The 17494-nt window shown below is 53.9% G+C and carries 27 protein-coding genes; all 27 read left to right on the top strand.

Annotated elements, in window-relative coordinates; genetic code table 11:
* Positions 1–122: 122 nt before the first annotated feature.
* The 27 genes from IOB61_RS12935 (at position 123) to IOB61_RS12805 (ending at position 17476) form a co-directional block, all read left to right on the top strand.
* Positions 123–851, top strand: a complete 729-nt coding sequence (locus IOB61_RS12935) for a hypothetical protein (protein ID WP_290817396.1) — start codon at positions 123–125, stop codon at positions 849–851.
* A gap of 4 nt (positions 852–855) precedes the next feature.
* Positions 856–1308, top strand: a complete 453-nt coding sequence (locus tag IOB61_RS12930; protein WP_290817394.1) for a hypothetical protein — start codon at positions 856–858, stop codon at positions 1306–1308.
* Positions 1305–1946: a hypothetical protein gene (locus IOB61_RS12925; RefSeq protein ID WP_290817391.1), complete on the top strand. Its 642-nt coding sequence runs from the start codon at positions 1305–1307 to the stop codon at positions 1944–1946. The genes IOB61_RS12930 and IOB61_RS12925 overlap by 4 nt, the downstream gene beginning before the upstream one ends.
* 752 nt (positions 1947–2698) lie before the next feature.
* Positions 2699–3091 carry a hypothetical protein gene (locus IOB61_RS12920; protein ID WP_290817389.1) on the top strand — a complete coding sequence of 131 codons (393 nt, stop codon included), beginning with the start codon at positions 2699–2701 and terminating at the stop codon, positions 3089–3091.
* Positions 3092–3340, top strand: a complete 249-nt coding sequence (locus tag IOB61_RS12915) for a hypothetical protein (protein ID WP_290817387.1) — start codon at positions 3092–3094, stop codon at positions 3338–3340. It begins immediately after the preceding gene.
* The gene (locus IOB61_RS12910) at positions 3337–3603 is read left to right on the top strand and encodes a hypothetical protein (protein ID WP_290817385.1); all 267 of its coding nucleotides are present in this window, start codon (positions 3337–3339) and stop codon (positions 3601–3603) included. Before IOB61_RS12915 ends, IOB61_RS12910 begins: the two co-directional genes overlap by 4 nt.
* Positions 3604–3706: 103 nt before the next feature.
* Positions 3707–3934 carry a hypothetical protein gene (locus IOB61_RS12905; protein ID WP_290817384.1) on the top strand — a complete coding sequence of 76 codons (228 nt, stop codon included), beginning with the start codon at positions 3707–3709 and terminating at the stop codon, positions 3932–3934.
* 189 nt (positions 3935–4123) lie between these two features.
* Positions 4124–4522 carry a hypothetical protein gene (locus IOB61_RS12900; RefSeq protein ID WP_290817382.1) on the top strand — a complete coding sequence of 133 codons (399 nt, stop codon included), beginning with the start codon at positions 4124–4126 and terminating at the stop codon, positions 4520–4522.
* Positions 4522–4716 (top strand): hypothetical protein, encoded by a 195-nt coding sequence (locus IOB61_RS12895; protein ID WP_290817379.1) that lies wholly within the window; start codon positions 4522–4524, stop codon positions 4714–4716. Before IOB61_RS12900 ends, IOB61_RS12895 begins: the two co-directional genes overlap by 1 nt.
* A complete protein-coding gene (locus tag IOB61_RS12890) occupies positions 4713–5141 on the top strand; it encodes a lysozyme (protein WP_290817376.1) in 429 nt (142 codons plus the stop codon). Before IOB61_RS12895 ends, IOB61_RS12890 begins: the two co-directional genes overlap by 4 nt.
* Positions 5142–5402: 261 nt before the next feature.
* A complete protein-coding gene (gene lysC, locus IOB61_RS16875) occupies positions 5403–5666 on the top strand; it encodes an Rz1-like lysis system protein LysC (protein ID WP_367272856.1) in 264 nt (87 codons plus the stop codon).
* 2 nt (positions 5667–5668) lie between these two features.
* The gene (locus IOB61_RS12880; RefSeq protein WP_290817371.1) at positions 5669–5998 is read left to right on the top strand and encodes a hypothetical protein; all 330 of its coding nucleotides are present in this window, start codon (positions 5669–5671) and stop codon (positions 5996–5998) included.
* A 114-nt stretch (positions 5999–6112) separates the two neighbouring features.
* Positions 6113–6682: a hypothetical protein gene (locus tag IOB61_RS12875; protein WP_290817368.1), complete on the top strand. Its 570-nt coding sequence runs from the start codon at positions 6113–6115 to the stop codon at positions 6680–6682.
* Entirely contained in the window at positions 6660–7898 is a 1239-nt protein-coding gene (locus IOB61_RS12870) for a PBSX family phage terminase large subunit (protein ID WP_367272857.1), read from the top strand. The genes IOB61_RS12875 and IOB61_RS12870 overlap by 23 nt, the downstream gene beginning before the upstream one ends.
* Positions 7899–7907: 9 nt before the next feature.
* Positions 7908–10049, top strand: a complete 2142-nt coding sequence (locus IOB61_RS12865) for a hypothetical protein (protein ID WP_290817366.1) — start codon at positions 7908–7910, stop codon at positions 10047–10049.
* Complete coding sequence (locus IOB61_RS12860; RefSeq protein ID WP_290817363.1) at positions 10046–10222, top strand: hypothetical protein; 177 nt, start codon at positions 10046–10048, stop codon at positions 10220–10222. The genes IOB61_RS12865 and IOB61_RS12860 overlap by 4 nt, the downstream gene beginning before the upstream one ends.
* Positions 10215–11045 carry a hypothetical protein gene (locus IOB61_RS12855; RefSeq protein ID WP_290817361.1) on the top strand — a complete coding sequence of 277 codons (831 nt, stop codon included), beginning with the start codon at positions 10215–10217 and terminating at the stop codon, positions 11043–11045. The genes IOB61_RS12860 and IOB61_RS12855 overlap by 8 nt, the downstream gene beginning before the upstream one ends.
* 19 nt (positions 11046–11064) lie before the next feature.
* Positions 11065–12060 carry a N4-gp56 family major capsid protein gene (locus IOB61_RS12850; RefSeq protein ID WP_290817358.1) on the top strand — a complete coding sequence of 332 codons (996 nt, stop codon included), beginning with the start codon at positions 11065–11067 and terminating at the stop codon, positions 12058–12060.
* Between the two features lie 12 nt (positions 12061–12072).
* Positions 12073–12600, top strand: coding sequence for a hypothetical protein (locus IOB61_RS12845; protein WP_290817355.1), 528 nt, complete (start codon positions 12073–12075; stop codon positions 12598–12600).
* A 65-nt stretch (positions 12601–12665) separates the two neighbouring features.
* Positions 12666–12827 carry a hypothetical protein gene (locus IOB61_RS12840; protein WP_290817352.1) on the top strand — a complete coding sequence of 54 codons (162 nt, stop codon included), beginning with the start codon at positions 12666–12668 and terminating at the stop codon, positions 12825–12827.
* Positions 12824–13228 carry a hypothetical protein gene (locus tag IOB61_RS12835; protein WP_290817348.1) on the top strand — a complete coding sequence of 135 codons (405 nt, stop codon included), beginning with the start codon at positions 12824–12826 and terminating at the stop codon, positions 13226–13228. Before IOB61_RS12840 ends, IOB61_RS12835 begins: the two co-directional genes overlap by 4 nt.
* A complete protein-coding gene (locus tag IOB61_RS12830; RefSeq protein WP_290817345.1) occupies positions 13225–13896 on the top strand; it encodes a hypothetical protein in 672 nt (223 codons plus the stop codon). The genes IOB61_RS12835 and IOB61_RS12830 overlap by 4 nt, the downstream gene beginning before the upstream one ends.
* Complete coding sequence (locus tag IOB61_RS12825) at positions 13893–15392, top strand: hypothetical protein (RefSeq protein ID WP_290817342.1); 1500 nt, start codon at positions 13893–13895, stop codon at positions 15390–15392. The genes IOB61_RS12830 and IOB61_RS12825 overlap by 4 nt, the downstream gene beginning before the upstream one ends.
* Positions 15389–15709, top strand: a complete 321-nt coding sequence (locus tag IOB61_RS12820; protein ID WP_290817339.1) for a hypothetical protein — start codon at positions 15389–15391, stop codon at positions 15707–15709. Before IOB61_RS12825 ends, IOB61_RS12820 begins: the two co-directional genes overlap by 4 nt.
* Positions 15709–16113 (top strand): hypothetical protein, encoded by a 405-nt coding sequence (locus IOB61_RS12815; protein ID WP_290817336.1) that lies wholly within the window; start codon positions 15709–15711, stop codon positions 16111–16113. Before IOB61_RS12820 ends, IOB61_RS12815 begins: the two co-directional genes overlap by 1 nt.
* Positions 16113–17048 (top strand): hypothetical protein, encoded by a 936-nt coding sequence (locus IOB61_RS12810; RefSeq protein ID WP_290817333.1) that lies wholly within the window; start codon positions 16113–16115, stop codon positions 17046–17048. Before IOB61_RS12815 ends, IOB61_RS12810 begins: the two co-directional genes overlap by 1 nt.
* A complete protein-coding gene (locus IOB61_RS12805; protein WP_290817331.1) occupies positions 17045–17476 on the top strand; it encodes a hypothetical protein in 432 nt (143 codons plus the stop codon). Before IOB61_RS12810 ends, IOB61_RS12805 begins: the two co-directional genes overlap by 4 nt.
* The last annotated feature ends 18 nt before the right edge of the window (positions 17477–17494 follow it).

The raw sequence follows: 17494 nt of genomic DNA, 5'->3' as shown, positions 1-17494 counted from the left end.
GCCGGAGTCGAAGAAGGCCGGGCAGAAGATCATCATCGACTTGTTCAGCGTCAATGGGCCGATATGCAGAGGGAAGCACTATCAACCGAAAGAACAGGATCAACTATTTTGAAAGGAAGTGTATGAGCGCGTTGTTGTCGAATTTTAAGCCGCACTTCGTCGGAGATCGAGTGTGGCTATTCCGCTGGGGTTCAATCTCGTGGAATTTTAAGATTGCGCTTTATTACAGCATCTACGACTACGGGGGCACAGAGCGAGGACAACTCATTATTGCGTTTGGGTTCCCGGCGCTCTACATCAACGCGCCGATATGGTTTGCCAAATACAAGCAAGAAGATGGCTCGTGGCATGGCATCTTTGGATTCGCTTGGCCGTTCTATGACCAGTGGCACATTCACTGGAAAGGCAAGTTTATCGGTGTTGATATGCCTTACTCATGGTCGCACGTCCGTCACACGCTACTGAAACCGGACGGCAGTTTCCACGCTGATTTGTTGGACAAGTGGATCGCCAAAGCCGGATACGCACGCATGGAAGCGCTCAAAAATGAAGTTAGCGAGTGGCATCCGTACACCTACACTCTTACGTCTGGTGAGACTCAAACCAGGATAGCGGCCATTAACGGCGAAGAACGTGAATGGCGCTGGCGCATGTGCAAGTGGTTGCCGTTCCCACGCAAGATCAATCGAGTTATTAACATTGACTTCAATAATAAAGCCGGTGAGCGCAGCGGTAGATGGAAGGATGACGCTATTGGTATAAGCGCAGAGTGGCATAAAGGCGAGACGATGCTGGAAGCGCTGCAACGCTGCGAACAGAAGGGCTCCGGCTTTATCCTCTGCCGTAGATGAAGCTATGACCCAAGCCGCCATATCCGCTGTCCGCCGCCAAGTCCGCGAAATGGTTGACGGTACGCTTGAAATAAAGCTACACGTTGAGCCAAAGGACAAGGCCAACTTCCATCGGCTATTTCCCGAAATAGATATGCCGGTGGCGCTAGCGCCGCTGAATCCGCAGTTTGACAAACCGCAGATTCCAGCCGAGCCCGAGAAAGATAAGCCCGGACCGCTTTGTATGCTGGCGGTGCAATGGTGCAAGGATCGGAAGTTTCAAGAATGGCTTGCCGACAGATGGGGCGACGAGTACGCCGGCGGCACTGACGAACTCAACACCAAAATCAGGCTATGCCTAGTGGTCGAAATAGTTTCCCGTCTTCAATTGGATGGGGACGAACAAGCCGCAAACCGTTTCCAAACCCTAATCCGTCTTCCTTACATGAAGTACCAGACCACAGGAGTGATCGAATGAAAATCAGCCGCAGAGAACAACTGGCAATCGTCCTCGCCGCTGAGAGGGCACCAGGCGACCGTGTAGCGGCAGTAGGAGCCGCACAGTTAAAAGAACACCACATGCGGCAAACCGACAACGCACAACTAGCGGCAAGGGACGTACGCTGGGTGGCGATTGGAATGACCACGCTCGCCGTGAAAAACGGACTACAACCAAGACTGTTTTCCCGCGCCGTGGCGGAAATTGCGTGCGAAATGCTGATTGCGAAAAAACAGATGAATGTGATAAACGCGGCAGACTGGATTGATATTGTCGAAAAACGCGCCGAGTGCCTGACGCATCCCGACTACATCGCCGCGCATGTTGTGGCTAGAGCTGCATTGCATCAGCACATCATTGACATGTGCCCAACGTGCCAAGGGAAAAAGGAAATCCCCGATCACGACATACCCGACCTAAACGGGGTTCAGCCAATGAAAATGTGCCTAGACTGTAACGGCACGGGAAAACGCAAGTATTCAGACGACGAATGCGGTGACGCGCTACGCGGCCATGTGGAGCGCAAGCACGCACGGGAACAGATCAACAACGCGCTAGAGATCATCCAGCGGTGCGAAGTGACGGCGATTAGGCATTGGGCTCGGGTGTTGCGATGAAACCAATTCCAGCAATACTGTTCGACGGACAACTTTAGGTGTCGGCGGCTGATTGCCAGCGTTTATTAGTTGATGGTGACGCTTGGCGAGAGCAGCTTGCCCGAGCTGAAGCCCTCACAGCCGAGCGTGATCAATGGAAAGAACTTCACCGTGCCTTATTGGTTGAACACCTAGAGCTCAAGAAAAAAGTGAGAGCGGCTACCAAACCAATCGACCCACCGGCATTCGGATCACCAAACGGAGCGTGACACCATCGTTTTCCATCGCCAAACCCCCGAACAATAAATCTATATTGCGTAGACATCTCAACGAAGGATTTACATGAAAACACTACTTACCGCAGGTCTGATCTTGCTGGCCACGCAAGCGCACGCCCAAAGCAATCCAGCCGAACCAAGCCGCTGCGAAATCGAGTCGAACGAGTGTCATCCACCCGCGCTGCCGATTGATCCGTGCTACAAGCCAAGCGGCGGCTATATCTGTGCGATACCGAAGCCAGCCTGCAAACCCGGTCAGGTGGTATTTGAAGGCCGATGCCTAACCCCCGATCGCCGCCAACCAGCTAAACGCTGGTGTGGCGAGGATCTGGCGGCACCGATCGTGCGGGATCTACTGCGGGTTTTTTGCCGATAAAAATATTTTTAATTTATTTGCAAAAAGTGCTTGACAGACTATACAGATGCCCGTATAGTCACTACATCGCATACAGCGATGCCCTGACCCCGGCAGGTAGCTCCGGTAGGAGATTCAAAATGTCTAGCTCAAACAAAATCATCAGCAACCGCCTGCGCCATGACGAGTACGCAGTGCTACTAGATAAATCCGACGAGGTAACAGTTAGTCGCGCCGAGAAATACTCGCTAAACAAGCCGTTTTTGCAGACCATGACGCTCGGCGAGGCCGTGCAGTACGGAGCGTGGGACACGACGAACGGCACCATGAGCGCAGAGGTTAATTTCCGAGGTGCAGAGATTTTCAAATCTGCTAACCAATACTGGGCAATTATTAGTGTGCGGCAAAAACCCCTGACGGGAGACCAGTCGCGCTCTGACGCTATCGCGGCCGAAATTGAGGACACATACGCTGCGCGACGCGCAGCGGCAGCGAGCGACCGGGAGACGGTCTGTTTTGGCTACGGGGTCTAAATGGCGGACTTTGCCGCATTGATGCGCCGCGCCGATGCGCTGCGGCGCATCGAAACTGACCCCGTTAAATCCGACTGGTGGACGGGCTACATGCGCGGCCTACGCCGCGCCCAGCACGGCGAGCGTTTTGGCACCGAGGCAGAGCATCAGTTATGGCTATCGGCGGCAGAATCTACCGACCCATCGCGCGCGGCACTAGGTAACGGCTACCTAGCCGGTCTAACGTTAACGGCCCGGGAACCAACATGACCACAAAACACCTCCTCGTTGATAACTACATCGCGCTACACGGCACTCGTCCCGCAGCTCTGGCCGCGCTCAACGCGGAAATGGGCCGCACCTACACACTCTCGCGTCTAGGCGCATGGCTCAACAACAAAGAGCCACTGCCCGCGCATGTGCGGGCAGTAATGCTGCCACCGGTTGCCGATTGGTTTGCATCCGTCTGGGTGCCGCACGATCCCAAACGCGCCAAAACCATCGCAGCCGTTGTCGTGTCGTTGGCGGCGTAAAATATGGCCGATTCTAGCCCTCAACGGGCCGCGTGGGCGGCTACTATGCCTACCGCGTTGTCCGCGCTTAATTACGAACAATAGTCAAATGGAGATAGAGAAAATGAGGAAAATGAGAACAGAAAACGAGCTAATCGAAATTGCCCAAATAATCAACGCAAGGGAGGCGCTTTATAACCGCGCCGAAGCACTCGACCTTAAAGGCCAATATCACCAAGCATCTTTAATTAGGGATGAAGCTGATGCCATGAGCAGAAAAAAAATACCTGCCGCATCAATTAATGCAGACGAATGGGATTTCATGGCTAAACACAAATTGCTTCTTGCTTAACAGTATTGGCGAGTGGAGAAACGAAACTGCTTGACATCATTTTTTTATTTCCCCATACTCGCGCGCAGGCAGTTAAAAGCCGCAGCCACAATAAGAAAATCATGCTGAAATTTTGACGATCACGGGCAAGTTGCCCCCTAAATTTTCCGAACCCCGCCATTGAGCGGGGTTTTTTCATTGGAGCGCCGGATGGAAGCCCTAATCGGAATGCTGCTAGGCGGTCTGTTCCGTCTCACGCCAGAATTCTTGAAGTATGGCGATCGGCACCTTGAGCGCCGGCATGAGCTTGCGATGCAAGACAAGCAACTCGAATTCCACAAGATCGAGGCATTCCGTCCGGAGGCTACGGCCATGGAAGTGGCCAGCGCCCAAGCTTTTGCCGACATGCTGGAAAAGTCAGTCACCAAGCAATACAAAGCCGAGCCGGTACTAAGCCCGTTCGTGCGGCCAGTAGTGGCATTCACGCTTGTAGCAACCTACGTTACCGTGGTTCTAACCGGTGTTCGGACGTACAACACTGACGACCTGGGCTTATTGTCCGGTGTTCTCGCTTACTTTTTTGCTGATAGGACGCTGAAAAAGATATGATGTCGCCGGAAGATGCAAAGCCAAACCCGCATTTTGCAAGACCGCCGTATCGTGCTGAGGAATTTACGCCGGGCTGGGCTGGTGTGATGAACGCCAACGGATTTAACTGTCTGACGTTCCCGCATAAGCCCGGCGCGGTAATCACCAGCATCGAAAACGCGCGATTGATTGCCGACCGCTGGAACAGCGCATGACCGGCAAGGACATCGCCAAGATGATGGAAGGGTGCCACAAGAAAGTAGGCACCATGATTCACCCATACATCTGCCCGGCGAACTACCCGACGATTGGCTGGGGAAGGCTGCTGAAATCACTGGACCACCCGCCAATCACCCAAGAGCAAGCTGACGCCATGTTCGAAGTTGATTGGTCGAAACACCAAAAACAGGCATTGGCCGCGAGTCCGACGCTGGCAAACGACGATGTTCGGCTTGGGGCGATCACCAGTTTCGTCTACAACTTGGGCGCTGGGAACTATCAGGCGAGCACGCTCCGCCGCGCGGTGAATGCCGGTGATTGGCAGGAAGCCCGCTATCAAATCCGGCGCTGGAACAAAGGCGGCGGAAAAGTATTGCCTGGGCTGGTAAAGCGCCGCGCACTTGAGGCCGCACTTCTATGATTTTGACATGGCAGATCAGGCTTGCACTGTACGCAGTGGCGTTGGCTGGATTGATGGGATTGGGTTGGTATCTAAACCACGCCCTGAAAGCGCATTATCAAGAGCCGATCCTTGCCAAGCTACAAACCGCCGAGACGGAGCGCGACGGCTGGAAGACAGCCGCAGAGGACGCGGAAGCCAAACGCGCCGAACTCAACAAGAAACTTTTGGCAAGAGACGTTTTTGATAGAACAGTCCGCGCCAAGATCGAGAAAGTATCGAATGACCTGGAAGAACTCAAAAACAAACAGCCGGACGTCAAGACTTGGGCTGATAGCCCTATCCCTACTGACGTTCTCCGGCTGCGTTTCGACCAAACAACCACCAGTCCCCCAGGTGTGCAAGGTGGACGAAGCCCTGAAAACACGGGTGGAAGCCCCGGCCGGGCTGACGAACGGGGCGACGAATCAGGACATGTGGAATCGAATGCTGGCGCTGGAAGGCGCGTTAGAGATGTGTAACCAACGACTACAAGCGATCAAGTAACCATGCCACCAGACGACACAACCAGCTTTCGGTTATCTGCCGTCGAACGGCAACTTGAGAATCAAACCGAAGCCTTAAATAAGATAGGCGAAGCCATAAACCGCTTCAGCTTATTGGAAGAACGCCACTTGGAAACCCGTGGAGCACTTGAACGCGCGTTTACCTCGATTGCAAAAACGGATCACGCGGTTGACCAAATGGACTTGCGCGTTAACGCCATTGAACTGGCTATGCCGCAGCTTAAAGAAACGCGAAAGTGGGTAGTCACCGGCATTTTGGCTGGCATTGCAATGATGGGCGCAGCACTCCTTAAATTAGTTTTCGCCAGATAGGAAATCACATGAGCGATATCGAAACCCCACAAGGCGCGGACGCGGAAGCTGCGCGTCAAGAAGACGAGGCATTCACCAAGACATTCAACAACCGAATGGGAATCAAGTAATCCGATGGCAAGTACGACCAAATCCGCCAAAAAGGTAGGGAAAGCCAAGACTTCGCCTTCTACAAGGCGATTAGAGGCGAAAAAAACAGGGGCGGAAGGTAAGGATAAAGCCGAAAAGCGCAAAGTTGGTCGGCCAACATACAGAACGCAAGAAATGCTCAAGACCATCTGCGAGGGCATCGCAACGGGCAAATCAGCGCGAGCCATGTGTATTGAAGTGGGCATTTCGCAGCCGACGCTTTGGAAGTGGATCGGTGAAGACGCCGGGTTTTCTAAGCAATACGCGCGCGCGAAAGAAGATTGTGCCGATTATCTGGCCGCTGAGATCGTAGAGATTGCCGACGACGGCACCCGCGATTACACGGTGGACAAAGACGGTCGTGATGTTGTTGACCACGACCATATCGCACGCGCCAGACTCCGAGTTGACGCCCGTAAATGGTACGCTTCGAAACTGGCGCCGAAGAAATACGGCGATCGAACATTGCTGTCTGGTGATGAGGATTCGCCGCTAAAAGTGGAGGTCACGCGGATTGAGCGCGTGATTATCGATCCTGGCCACACTAAGGATTGAGACGCCGCGAGCGTTCGCACCATTACTAAAGCCAGCGCGTTACAAAGGCGCACACGGTGGACGCGGATCAGGCAAGTCACACTTTTTCGCTGAAATGCTCATTGAGTGTTCGGCCATTGAAAAGACCGACGCGGTATGCGTGCGCGAGGTCCAGCGCAGCTTAAAACAATCGGTCAAGAAGTTGCTTGAACACAAGATCGAAGCGTTGGGCGTGCAATCGTACTTTCGGGTGCTTGATACGCACATTGAGTCCAAGCACGGCGGTGTCATCATTTTCGAGGGCATGCAGAACCACACAAACGACTCGATCAAGTCGCTTGAGGGGTTTGATATTGCATGGGTGGAAGAGGCGCAAAGTCTCAGCGCGAGAAGCCTTGAGCTCTTGACGCCGACGATTCGTAAAAACGGCTCGGAAATCTGGTTTAGCTGGAACCCGCTAAACAAAACTGATCCGGTCGATATGTTTTTGCGTGGCGATCAACCGCCGCCCGATTCGGTGGTTGTCGAAGTCAACTATCACGACAACCCTTGGTTCCCGAGCGTGCTGCAAGCCGAAATGGAATACATGCGCGTCCGAGATCCCGACAAGTATCAGCATATTTGGCGCGGTCAATACGAGTCGGCAAGCGAAGCCAGGGTATTCAAGAACTGGCGGATAGAAGCATTTGAACGTCCAGCCGGCACGATTTACCGATTCGGTGCGGATTGGGGTTACAGCGTTGACCCTAGCGTGCTGGTCCGACTCAGCGTTGAAGGCAATCGTATCTACATCGACCATGAAGCGTATGTCGTTGGATGCGAGATCGTCAACTTGCCCGATTTATTCGACACGGTTCCCGAGTCGCGCAGATGGTTCATTACGGCAGATAGTTCGCGGCCGGAAACAATCAGCCATTTGCAAAAGCACGGGTTCCCGAAGATTGCCCCAAGCCAAAAAGGGGCAGGCTCGGTCAAGCAGGGTGTTGAGTTCATGCAGAGCTTCGACATCATTGTTCACCCGCGTTGCTTGCATGTAATTGACGAGTTGGGCGCCTATCAGTACAAGCGCGACCCAATGACGAACGAGATCATTTCAGTGTTACCGGACAAAAAGAACCACACCATTGATGCGATTCGCTACGCAATCGAAGGTGTGATGCGTGCCGCAAAAGCAAAGCAACCGCGAGCACCCCAATTCAACCGCATCAACGTCGGCGACAGTCGAGCAGGCTACTAACAGGACACAATGGACGAGCAAATCGAGTCACCGGAGAAGCAAGAAGAAAAACTTGACGTTTCGGTGATCAAGGACACGCTCGCCAAGAATTTGTGTGAGAAGTTCAAGAACTACGAGACCGACAAGCTCACGCTCGAGAATCGCTGGCTTGAGAACCTCAGAGCCTATAACAACAAGTACGACGCCGATACAGAACAGCGATTGGCCCAAAAAAAAGGCGCATCCAAGGTCTACATCGGCCTCACGCGCAAGTACACCGAAGGCTTTGCTTCAAGACTTGCAGCCGCGGCCATGCCGACTGACGGCAAGAACTGGTCATTCACGCACTCAGCAATCCCTCAGGTGGCGGAAATGGCTGGGAAGAGCGAAACACTTGGGCTTACGCAGGAAGGTGCAGAAGTCACAGCCGATGACTTGGCCAAAGCCACCAAAGAAGTCGCAGCCGAAGCCAGTAAGCGCATGGAGCGCGTGGTCGAAGACCAGATGGCCGAGTGTGATTTCAACGCCGAGCAGCGTTACATCATTGACGACGCTGCACTCTACGGCATTGGCATTCTCGAGGCACCGATTGTCAAGAAGGTGGCCAAGGTCAGCTACAAACAGGAAGAGGTCGCCGAGGTTAATGAAGCCGGCGAACAAACCGGCAACGTCAAGAAGGTCTATCAGGTCGAGGAAAAGAGCGAAACGCGGGTAAGTGTTGAACGCTGTTCGCCTTGGGACTTCTACTGGGATCAGACAGTAGAACGTCCAGACCAATTGCCCGACTGGTTCCGCGTCTACCGGCTGAATGCCAAGGAACTCCGCGATCTGGCCAAGCAAGACGGCATGGATCAGGCGGTGTTCGAGGAAGTTCTGGAAAAAGAAGGCGCTCGCCGGGCATCAGCGACAACCAACTGGCAAGAACAGATGCGTGCCATTGTGGGTGCGAGCTCCAGCGTTGCGCCGTACCTGGTCAAGAAGTATGTCGGTCCCATCGGCAAGGATGAATTGCTCGCATGTGGATGTCCGACCGAGCTCGAAAAAGAATTGTGCATTGTATGGTTGATTAACGACAAGGTTGCCAAGATCGAGCCCCTGCTGGTCAAAGCCGGCTGGCACTTGAACGTATCGGTGTTTGCACCCTTCCCTGATGGTGTTGGTTTGTGCGGGTATGGCGTGCCCGACTTGTGTTCTGACCCAGCAAGAGCGGTGAATGCGGTGGCACGGGCGATTCTGGATCACTCCCGCGAAGCCGCTATCCCGATGCGGATTATCAACACGGGCTTGATTAAAGGGGTGGACGGCACCAACGACTGCTACCCCGGCAAGGATTGGGAGTCGACTGAGGATATTCCGGGTCAAGACTTATCGAAGGCACTGATCAACGTCGTGACACCGGTGAACTTGCAGGCTTTCTACTCTGCCTACGAAATGTTCTATCGGTTGATGGACGATGTAACCATGCTCCCGCAGATGTCGCAGGGCTTTGAGTCATTCAGCCCAACGACCGCGCGCGAGGCCACAATCCGCGCCAACGCTGCCAACGAAACGCTTCGCCGCATCCTGAAACGGTATGAGGACAACGTGATGGACCCAGTAATCACGCGGTTCTATCACTGGAACATGCAGTACAACGAGGACGAATCAATCAAAGGTGACTTTGAAGTTGTGACCAGCGGTGTTGCGGCATTGATGGAAGCCGAGTCACAAGGCCAGTGGTACACGCAGATGCTTGGCTATGTGATCAACCCACAGACCGCCGGCTACTTCAAAGCCCGGAAGTTCTTGGAAGGCATGGCCAAAGGCCAACGCATCAACCCTGAAGACGTACTGGCAGACGAGGCCGATGTCAAGAAGTGGCAAGAGTCCATGGCGCAACAGCAATCACAAGCCGCACCAGATCCTCGCCTTGAAATCGCCAAGATGAACAACGAGACGAAGGCGAAAGAGATCGAGTCGCGTGAGCGTATCGCGGCATCGCGGGATGAATTGCTCAAGATGGTGAGCGAGGCAGAGTACGCGCTTCAGTTGCAAAGCATGGAGTCGACCGACAAAACCGCCGTGATGGGACTGCAAACGCGACTTGCGGAACTGCGTCAGAAGCTCGACAACGACAACCGCAAGCACGCCATCGAGCTTCAGGTTGAAGCGCCTAACCCACGGCTCGCATGATTGAGTACAAGAAACTCGCCGAGGCTTATCAGGCCAAGCGTGAGCGTTTACAGAAACAAGCCGAATCCCCCGAGCTCACCGACGCACAGCGCACCTACTACGCCGGCCAGTTGTGGATGCTTCGCTGGGTGATCGAACTACCAACCAAAACAGGTGACGCAAGCAATGAGTGATTACGATACAACCGCAGATTCAAACCCAACCGTAGAAGCAACACCCGAGCCCGTAGCAGAATCCACATCGACCGAAGAGCTTGCAGCACTCTTCAAAGAAGCCGTCGGTGATGATTCTGGTGCGAAAGAGACGACCGAAGCAGTAGTGTCCGAGGAAACTCCGGCACGCGCAACGGCGGAGGCTCATCAACCCACAGAGGACCCAAAGGATCGTGAAATTGCGGAACTCCGCAATCGTCTCGATGGTGTCATGCCGCGCTACCACGCCTTGCAAAAGGCCAACGAAGCGCGCATGGCAGAAGAGAAATCAGGCCGACAAGCTATCACTGAGAAGGACGCCGAACTGCTGGACGATTACGGCGAAATTGGCGGTGTGATTCTCGACTTGAAGAAGCAGTTAGCCGCGTTGCAGCAACAAGCGTCAGTCTTACCAGAAGTCCATGCCGAAATCGAAGCAGCGAAAGAGAAACGAGAACTGGCCGCGGAAGCCGCTGCGTTCAACGCTACTCGAACACGCCTCACCGAACTCGGACATGCGGACTTTGTGGAGGTCAGCCGCTCTGCTGGCTTTAAGGAATGGGTAGGAAAACTACCACCGGAAGACCGCAGGGAGCTTGAATCAAGCAACAGCCCCCGCGTCTATGCCGGATTCCTTTCAGACTACAAGGCAACGCTCAAATCTCTACCATCCCGAACGACTGCCGACATCCGCGCCGAGCGTGAAAGACGCATCGCCAACGCGACCACGGTTGACTCCAAACCAAGCGGGGCTTCCGCATCCAACGAACGAGAGTCCGTCTGGAAGCGTGCCTTCAATTCTTGAAGTCTTTTAGGAGAACACCATGAGTTTCAATACGTATTTACAGAGCCAAGCACGGCTCAACACCTACGCAGAGGCGAAAGCCCTCAAGCGTGCAATGCCGTTCGAGTGTTTGTCGATGTTCGGTTCGGCACGTATGCTCCCAAGCAACTCGACCGACAACATCACCTTCCGCCGTGTCAACCCGTTCCCCGTCGCTACAACCCTGACCGAAGGGTTGGTTCCAAGCAGCCGCACGCTGACCAAAACGAACGTCGCGGCGACGGTATCTGAGTACGGCGACCTGGTTCGCTTTACCAATCGTGACTTTGATCTTTCGCCAGAAGAAACGGTGAAGGAAGCCTCAGAAGCGTGCGGCGATCAGATCGTTGAAACCCGCGAAAACGTCCTTTGGAACGTCTTGCGTGCTGGTACAGCCGTCGGTTATTCCAACGGTTCGGCTCGCAACACGACCAACACGACCATCACTGTCAACGCGATGGATGCTGCTGTTCGTGTCTTGGAAAGCAACCGCGCCAAGAAGATCAGCAAGAAAGTCGCCACCGATGACTCGTTCAACACGGTCAACGTGCGCCCGAGCTACATCGCCTTCTGTCATACCGACATGAAGCGTGACATTCAGGCGTTGGCCGGCTTCCTTGATGCAAAGGACTATTCGGACTTGGTGCATCCCGAAGAGTTCGGTGCACGCGGTCACGTTCGTTTTGTGACCTGTCCGCACTTCGAGGCATTCTACGCCGCTGGTTCCGGCACCATCAACGGTATGAAGCAGACCGGTGCAAACACCGACGTCTACCCAATCGTGATCGTCGGCGAAGAGGCTTATGGCCACGTTACCGTCCGCGGTAAAGACGGCATGCTGTCTGGTGCTGCGCTCAAAGTTCTCCTGCCAAACAAGCTGGACTCGGGCAACCCGCTCGGTCAATTCGGCTCGGTCGGCTGGAAGGGCTGGTTCACGGCTCTGCGCTTGAATGAAGCGTGGATTTATCGTATCGAAACCTGTGCAACTGCACTTTAATCGGAGCCCAACATGTCTATTCTTAACGAATTCACATCAACACAACTGCGACAAGCCTTGGGGAACCGGGTTCTTACTCTTCCGGTTTTGGCAATCAACGCCGCGGCCGCAGCAACAATCAGGACCACCAACGCGGTCGTGTTCAGCCTCGACGGGCAAATCTACACCCGCGCAGCACTTGCGGCGGTTGCCCTCGCGGTCAATACGACGTTGCAGCAAAAGACGACGTACCAACAGGGGTTCTACGTCCAGCCAGTGTCAACCACAGTGTATTACACAGTGGTTCTAAGCACATCGTCTGGTACCGTGAACGTCATTCAAGGAACGTACCTCAATCAGCCGTTCCAAGGCGCTGGCGCAAATTTCGGTACTGGTGAAATTCCAGATCCGGACGACTATGCGTTTGTGGCGATTGGCGGTATCAAGATCGTCACTAACAGTGCAACCACATTCACGCCAGGTACAACGGCGTTGGATGCGGCCGGTCTGACGGTGACGTATCGTGACTACAACGGTATGGTTCCAGCAGTCGCTTGGTAATTCCCATCGTAGTTTGATGGACAACAGCCCCCTCTTCGGAGGGGGTTTTTTATTGGAGGTCCAAAATGTCAAAACCAGTTGGAGTATCGGTCAATGGTGCTACCACGACGACCATCTACGAAGATGGTGAGAGCGTGCAACACCACCAGTCAGTCGAAGTTGCCGAGGCGTATGCCTTGAGCGTGAACGCATTGATTGAAGGTGACGTTGAAGGTGACGACGAATGAGTGGCAGCGCGCAGAAAGAGACAAAGGTAGCAAAAGCTGCGTCTACCGATAAGCCTTACGCCAAGATCATGTTCCAAGGGTCAAGCGATCCATCGGCAACCGATCCGGTCTATTGGGCAGTAAACGGTGAGAAGTTTCTGGCGCCGCGTGAGAAAGAGCTTGTCGTGAAGTACGACGCCATTTCTCACCTGATGGAGCCTGAATTTCGCCCGAAAGCGGTTTACAACCCGCGCACCGGTGGCACACACATTATCAATCAGAAGGTGGCATTCAATCGTCCGCAAATCCTTGAGCGTTTGAGTGTCGAAGACGCCCAGCCGTACTTGCAAGAGCAGGCGGATGCTGCCAAACAGGAACGCGAAAACCTGAAGCTGCGTGAAGCGGAACTGGCGCAGGAATGAACTTCCTTGCATTAGCACAGAGGGGATCGTTTGAGGCGGGGCTGCAAGGCCCCGGCCCCTCTGCCGTCGAGTCTCAAGTCAACATGAATCAGCATTTCATCGACTGGACTCGCCAAGCGTGGATCGATATTCAGCGCGCACGCGACTGGTCTTTTATGAAGAAGAAAGCCGTGTTCAACACGGTTATCGGTGACAACGAATATACGTTGGGCGACATCAACGTGACGGACTTCCGTAGGTGGCTGGATCTCAAAGGCAAGCAAAAGATAGGGGAAACGGCGGCTGATGAATCCCCGTTGACCTGGTACACCTTTGAAGAGTTTGAATCGATCTACGGGGTTGGCACACCATCGGCCACACGCCCGACCATCGTAACCTGGTCGGATGACAACCTCATCACATTCAACACTCTGCCGGACAAGGTTTACAGCGTAACGTTGCCTTACATCAAAGCGCCGCAAGTGTTTGAAAATTCGGCCGACGAGCCGACCGGCCTAGACGAAGACTTGCATATGATCATCGTGTGGAAGGTGCTTGAGTCCTACGCGCTGTTTGACCAGGCGCCTGATGTGATAGCGAGGTATCAGTCGCACTATCCGCAGATGTTCACCAATATGCGCGAGCGATACCTTCCTAAGACTCGCATCGTTCCTTCCGCGCTCGCATGACCATTCAAACCAGCATCTTTAGTTGTCAGGGCGGGCTAAATACAGAATCGCCCCCGCTATCCTTACCCACAGGCTCACTTGTCTACTGTGTGAACTTTGAAAGCGGATTGTCTGGCGGCTACAAGCGGATGCAGGGGTATCAGGCATTCGATGGAAGATCAAGCGGGACAGTGTTAGCGGTTCCCGGCGAAGGGCCCGTTCGTGGTATTTGGTTCTACAACGATAAGGTGCATGCCTTCCGCAATGCGGTAGGCGGCGCTACATGCGCCATGTTCGACTCAAATGCCGGTGGCTGGACTTCCAGAAAAACCGGACTGACGGCAAACGGTACTTACGAATTCTCGAGCTACAACTTTACCGGCGCACTCTCCGAGAAAAAAATGTACGGCGTTTCGGGTGTGCATAAAGGTTTTGAGTGGGACGGCGTAACTTGGAAAGACATTACAACTGGTTCCGTGCCAGATAAGCCAGAGCACATTGCAACGCACAAGAATCATCTGTTCTATACGTTCGGCGCAAGCCTGCAAAACTCCGGTATCGGCACCCCTGACACTTGGACACTCCGAGCCGGTGCTTCCGATATCGGCATTGGTGAATCAATCAAAGGCCTACTGAGTTATCGCGGCGATACCCTAGTGGTATACGGCCAGAACAAAACGATGATGCTATACGGATCATCGAATTTGAATTGGGAACTCAAAACGCTGTCAAGCTCTGGCGGCGGTATCGCTCGCTCGCAGTCTGAGATTGCTGGTGACGCCTTCATTGCGTCAGAAAACGGGCTGGTTAGCCTCGCTAGTACACAAAATTTTGGCGATTTTGTGACGGCGGTAGTTTCTAAGCAGATCAAACGCTTGTTCCCCGGCAAGAGCGCGCTGTTTTCGTTGGTTGTCCGCAACAAGCAGCAGGTTCGCGTCTACTTCGACAACAAATCAGTTATTACGGCAACGGTGGTTGACGGGCAGAACGGTAAGGCGATTGAGTACACGCGCCAGATTCTTGACCACCAGTTTACTTGCGGTGTTTCGGCTATTGATTCTACCGGCACCGAAGTTATTTTTGCCGGCGCGGAAGATGGGTTCGTTTACAAGCTGGATACGGGCACCAGCTTTGTCGGTAATGCCTACACATCGGCCTTGCGACTTCCATTTAACTACCTGAATGGAATCTCACAGAAGAAGCGCATGCGAAAAGCCCGTTTAGAGCTTGATGCACCGGCAGCGTTTTCGTTCAATTTTGGCATCGACTTCAACTACGGCGCGACCGAACCTGCCAACTATTCAAGCCAGCAGGCTATGGCGGGCGGGGCGCTTTATGGCGCGTCTGAATACGGGTCTGCCATATATGGCGGTGGAATGTCGGGTTTGTGTGAAGTGAATGTTCAAGGCGTCGGGCAAAGCGTTTCAATGTTGGTATCGCACACCAGCGCAACAGATGCGGCATGGACACTTAACAACGTGATACTCGAATACAGCTTAATAGGAAGACAAAAATGAGCTACGGATTTACGTACACAACTCGCTTGGATGGGCAGGTTATTTTTGCCTCTCACTTAAACGCGCTTGGTGCGGCGACGGATGCAGGGTTTGCGGCAGTCGAAGCCGCTTTGCTGGATAAGGGCGCGGCATCCGGCCAACTCTGGACAGGCACGCACAACTTTAGCAACGGACTGGCGGCGGCAACCCCGGCGTCTTCCGTGGTTGGTACGGAAGTCGTTAATGCGGCATGGGTGATTGCCAAGATCGCATCTGGCCCAGCCGAAAACTTTGGGGGCTTCCTGAAAGCCTCATCTGACATCAATGGAGGTATGTAATGGCATCTAGCCCGTTTTTCACAAACCCGTTCGGAACGTCGGTATCGTTCACGTCGGCTGATACCACAGTCGCCAAAGTCATCTCGACATTCGGCGGCTTGGGCGGCAGATTGTTCAGCCTCTCTTTCGTGAATACGTCCGGCGTTGCACAGACCATGCAAATCTATCGGCGTGTCAGTGGTACGAGCTTCCTGATTGGCGAAGTGCCCGTAGCGATTGGTGCTGGTGTATCGGGTGCTGCCCCCGCAGAGTATGTTGCACCTGCATTCATTCCGGCGTTATCGAATATGCCAGCCTTGCTCGACGGCATCCCGTTCGCGCCTGCTGACGGGGTTTGGGCGTCAGCGAAAACGACCATCGCCGCCGGCGCGGTTCATGCGTCACTCGTCGCGGGTAACGGCTAATGAGCATCCTATCTTCTGCCCTTGCCGCGCTGTCATTGTGGACGGGCGGTGTTCGCCCATTAAATTGGCCAAAGCCGATGCCCGTCAAGTGTGCGTCACCTGCCCCGCCGGTTGCATCATTCCCCGATTTGCTGAATAACGACGGATCGTATTTTTTGTACAACGCAACCACACTTTCGTTGCTGCGATACAACTCTGCCAACACGTTAGTTTGGACGCTCGCCCCCACCGAGCTAAACGCATCCTGCACGGGGATTTTGGCGGTTTTCCCGGATTACGCCAATTCGCGCATATATGTTTTTGGCACTAACGGCGGCACAACAACCTACTTTGGGTTCACGACCATAACGGCAAAGTCATACACCCATCGCGGCACAAGCACGATTACGGCGTCTGGCCCGTATTTTATGGACAGGCGCAGCGACGGCAATTTTCAGGTTTATGGAGTGAATAACGGAAACATGGTTCAGCAAACGCTGACAGAATCGACGGGCGCAATCGGCGCACAAACGCCATTTACTCTCGGCGGGATGGCAACGAACATACTCCAAAATGTATCTTTATTTGCTAATGGCGCGTTGTCTTTCTATATGACGGCAGACGCGACCGCGCTTTTTAGTTTAACGGCTTATCCTTCGCACGTTACAACGTCGGCGTATCACTCTGGCGGGGAAATTGTGCTGAATATTTGTCGCGGCGGGAATCGGAGGGCGATTGGAATTAGCGCGACCAATCTAGGCGGTCTTACCGGGCTAATGGAATCGTCTACCACCGCAGGCTTTGCGCTAGGGGCACAACCGAATGGCCCGCAGGTTTCTCTCGTTTCGGGTGGGCTTATTTCTGGCTCAATTACACCAATCCCGCGAGATTTTGACCGCGCCGAATTTGATGCGTTTATTTACCGCTGCGCCGACATGATGGGGCTGCCACGATGAAAAAGATTCGCTTTGCTGAGACGTATCAGGACGGCGTAATTGTCTACCCCGATGACACATCGAAGTTCTCAAACATCACCGCAACGGGCGGTTTCGTCTACGCGGCGTATTCAGGCGAGCTCGATTTAACCGAGGCCGAAAAGCCATACGCGGGTTCGTGGGTTATCGAAGTTCCAGCATATCTCCGTCGGTTCGACTGGCTTTGCGAAAAACCAAAGCAAGCCGAAATCGCTTGTGACCCGCACCCTATTTGCCAGGGGATGATGTCACTGGCGTTATCCCGTGTTCGAGAGGGTATCGATCTCAAGTCGGAGTCTTTACCCCTCTACCTCGCCCAACTGGTCAAACTCGGCAAGATCACCGAAGCCGAAGCCGCGCTCATCCCGTCGACGCCACCGCTTGCGGACGAACTTTTCAAAGGAGCCTAGATCATGCCACGCTCAATT

Source organism: Aquidulcibacter sp., from assembly GCF_020253525.1.
In the GTDB taxonomy this organism is placed as follows: domain Bacteria; phylum Pseudomonadota; class Alphaproteobacteria; order Caulobacterales; family Aquidulcibacteraceae; genus Aquidulcibacter.
Note: the sequence above shows the minus strand (reverse complement) of the source record. Positions and strands in the feature narration are given on the sequence as shown.

Coding starts and splice junctions, on each gene's coding strand:
- IOB61_RS12935 (WP_290817396.1), top strand. CDS start 123: ATGAGCGCGTTGTTGTCGAATTTTAAGCCGCACTTCGTCGGAGATCGA.
- IOB61_RS12930 (WP_290817394.1), top strand. CDS start 856: ATGACCCAAGCCGCCATATCCGCTGTCCGCCGCCAAGTCCGCGAAATG.
- IOB61_RS12925 (WP_290817391.1), top strand. CDS start 1,305: ATGAAAATCAGCCGCAGAGAACAACTGGCAATCGTCCTCGCCGCTGAG.
- IOB61_RS12920 (WP_290817389.1), top strand. CDS start 2,699: ATGTCTAGCTCAAACAAAATCATCAGCAACCGCCTGCGCCATGACGAG.
- IOB61_RS12915 (WP_290817387.1), top strand. CDS start 3,092: ATGGCGGACTTTGCCGCATTGATGCGCCGCGCCGATGCGCTGCGGCGC.
- IOB61_RS12910 (WP_290817385.1), top strand. CDS start 3,337: ATGACCACAAAACACCTCCTCGTTGATAACTACATCGCGCTACACGGC.
- IOB61_RS12905 (WP_290817384.1), top strand. CDS start 3,707: ATGAGGAAAATGAGAACAGAAAACGAGCTAATCGAAATTGCCCAAATA.
- IOB61_RS12900 (WP_290817382.1), top strand. CDS start 4,124: ATGGAAGCCCTAATCGGAATGCTGCTAGGCGGTCTGTTCCGTCTCACG.
- IOB61_RS12895 (WP_290817379.1), top strand. CDS start 4,522: ATGTCGCCGGAAGATGCAAAGCCAAACCCGCATTTTGCAAGACCGCCG.
- IOB61_RS12890 (WP_290817376.1), top strand. CDS start 4,713: ATGACCGGCAAGGACATCGCCAAGATGATGGAAGGGTGCCACAAGAAA.
- lysC (WP_367272856.1), top strand. CDS start 5,403: ATGACCTGGAAGAACTCAAAAACAAACAGCCGGACGTCAAGACTTGGG.
- IOB61_RS12880 (WP_290817371.1), top strand. CDS start 5,669: ATGCCACCAGACGACACAACCAGCTTTCGGTTATCTGCCGTCGAACGG.
- IOB61_RS12875 (WP_290817368.1), top strand. CDS start 6,113: ATGGCAAGTACGACCAAATCCGCCAAAAAGGTAGGGAAAGCCAAGACT.
- IOB61_RS12865 (WP_290817366.1), top strand. CDS start 7,908: ATGGACGAGCAAATCGAGTCACCGGAGAAGCAAGAAGAAAAACTTGAC.
- IOB61_RS12860 (WP_290817363.1), top strand. CDS start 10,046: ATGATTGAGTACAAGAAACTCGCCGAGGCTTATCAGGCCAAGCGTGAG.
- IOB61_RS12855 (WP_290817361.1), top strand. CDS start 10,215: ATGAGTGATTACGATACAACCGCAGATTCAAACCCAACCGTAGAAGCA.
- IOB61_RS12850 (WP_290817358.1), top strand. CDS start 11,065: ATGAGTTTCAATACGTATTTACAGAGCCAAGCACGGCTCAACACCTAC.
- IOB61_RS12845 (WP_290817355.1), top strand. CDS start 12,073: ATGTCTATTCTTAACGAATTCACATCAACACAACTGCGACAAGCCTTG.
- IOB61_RS12840 (WP_290817352.1), top strand. CDS start 12,666: ATGTCAAAACCAGTTGGAGTATCGGTCAATGGTGCTACCACGACGACC.
- IOB61_RS12835 (WP_290817348.1), top strand. CDS start 12,824: ATGAGTGGCAGCGCGCAGAAAGAGACAAAGGTAGCAAAAGCTGCGTCT.
- IOB61_RS12830 (WP_290817345.1), top strand. CDS start 13,225: ATGAACTTCCTTGCATTAGCACAGAGGGGATCGTTTGAGGCGGGGCTG.
- IOB61_RS12825 (WP_290817342.1), top strand. CDS start 13,893: ATGACCATTCAAACCAGCATCTTTAGTTGTCAGGGCGGGCTAAATACA.
- IOB61_RS12820 (WP_290817339.1), top strand. CDS start 15,389: ATGAGCTACGGATTTACGTACACAACTCGCTTGGATGGGCAGGTTATT.
- IOB61_RS12815 (WP_290817336.1), top strand. CDS start 15,709: ATGGCATCTAGCCCGTTTTTCACAAACCCGTTCGGAACGTCGGTATCG.
- IOB61_RS12810 (WP_290817333.1), top strand. CDS start 16,113: ATGAGCATCCTATCTTCTGCCCTTGCCGCGCTGTCATTGTGGACGGGC.
- IOB61_RS12805 (WP_290817331.1), top strand. CDS start 17,045: ATGAAAAAGATTCGCTTTGCTGAGACGTATCAGGACGGCGTAATTGTC.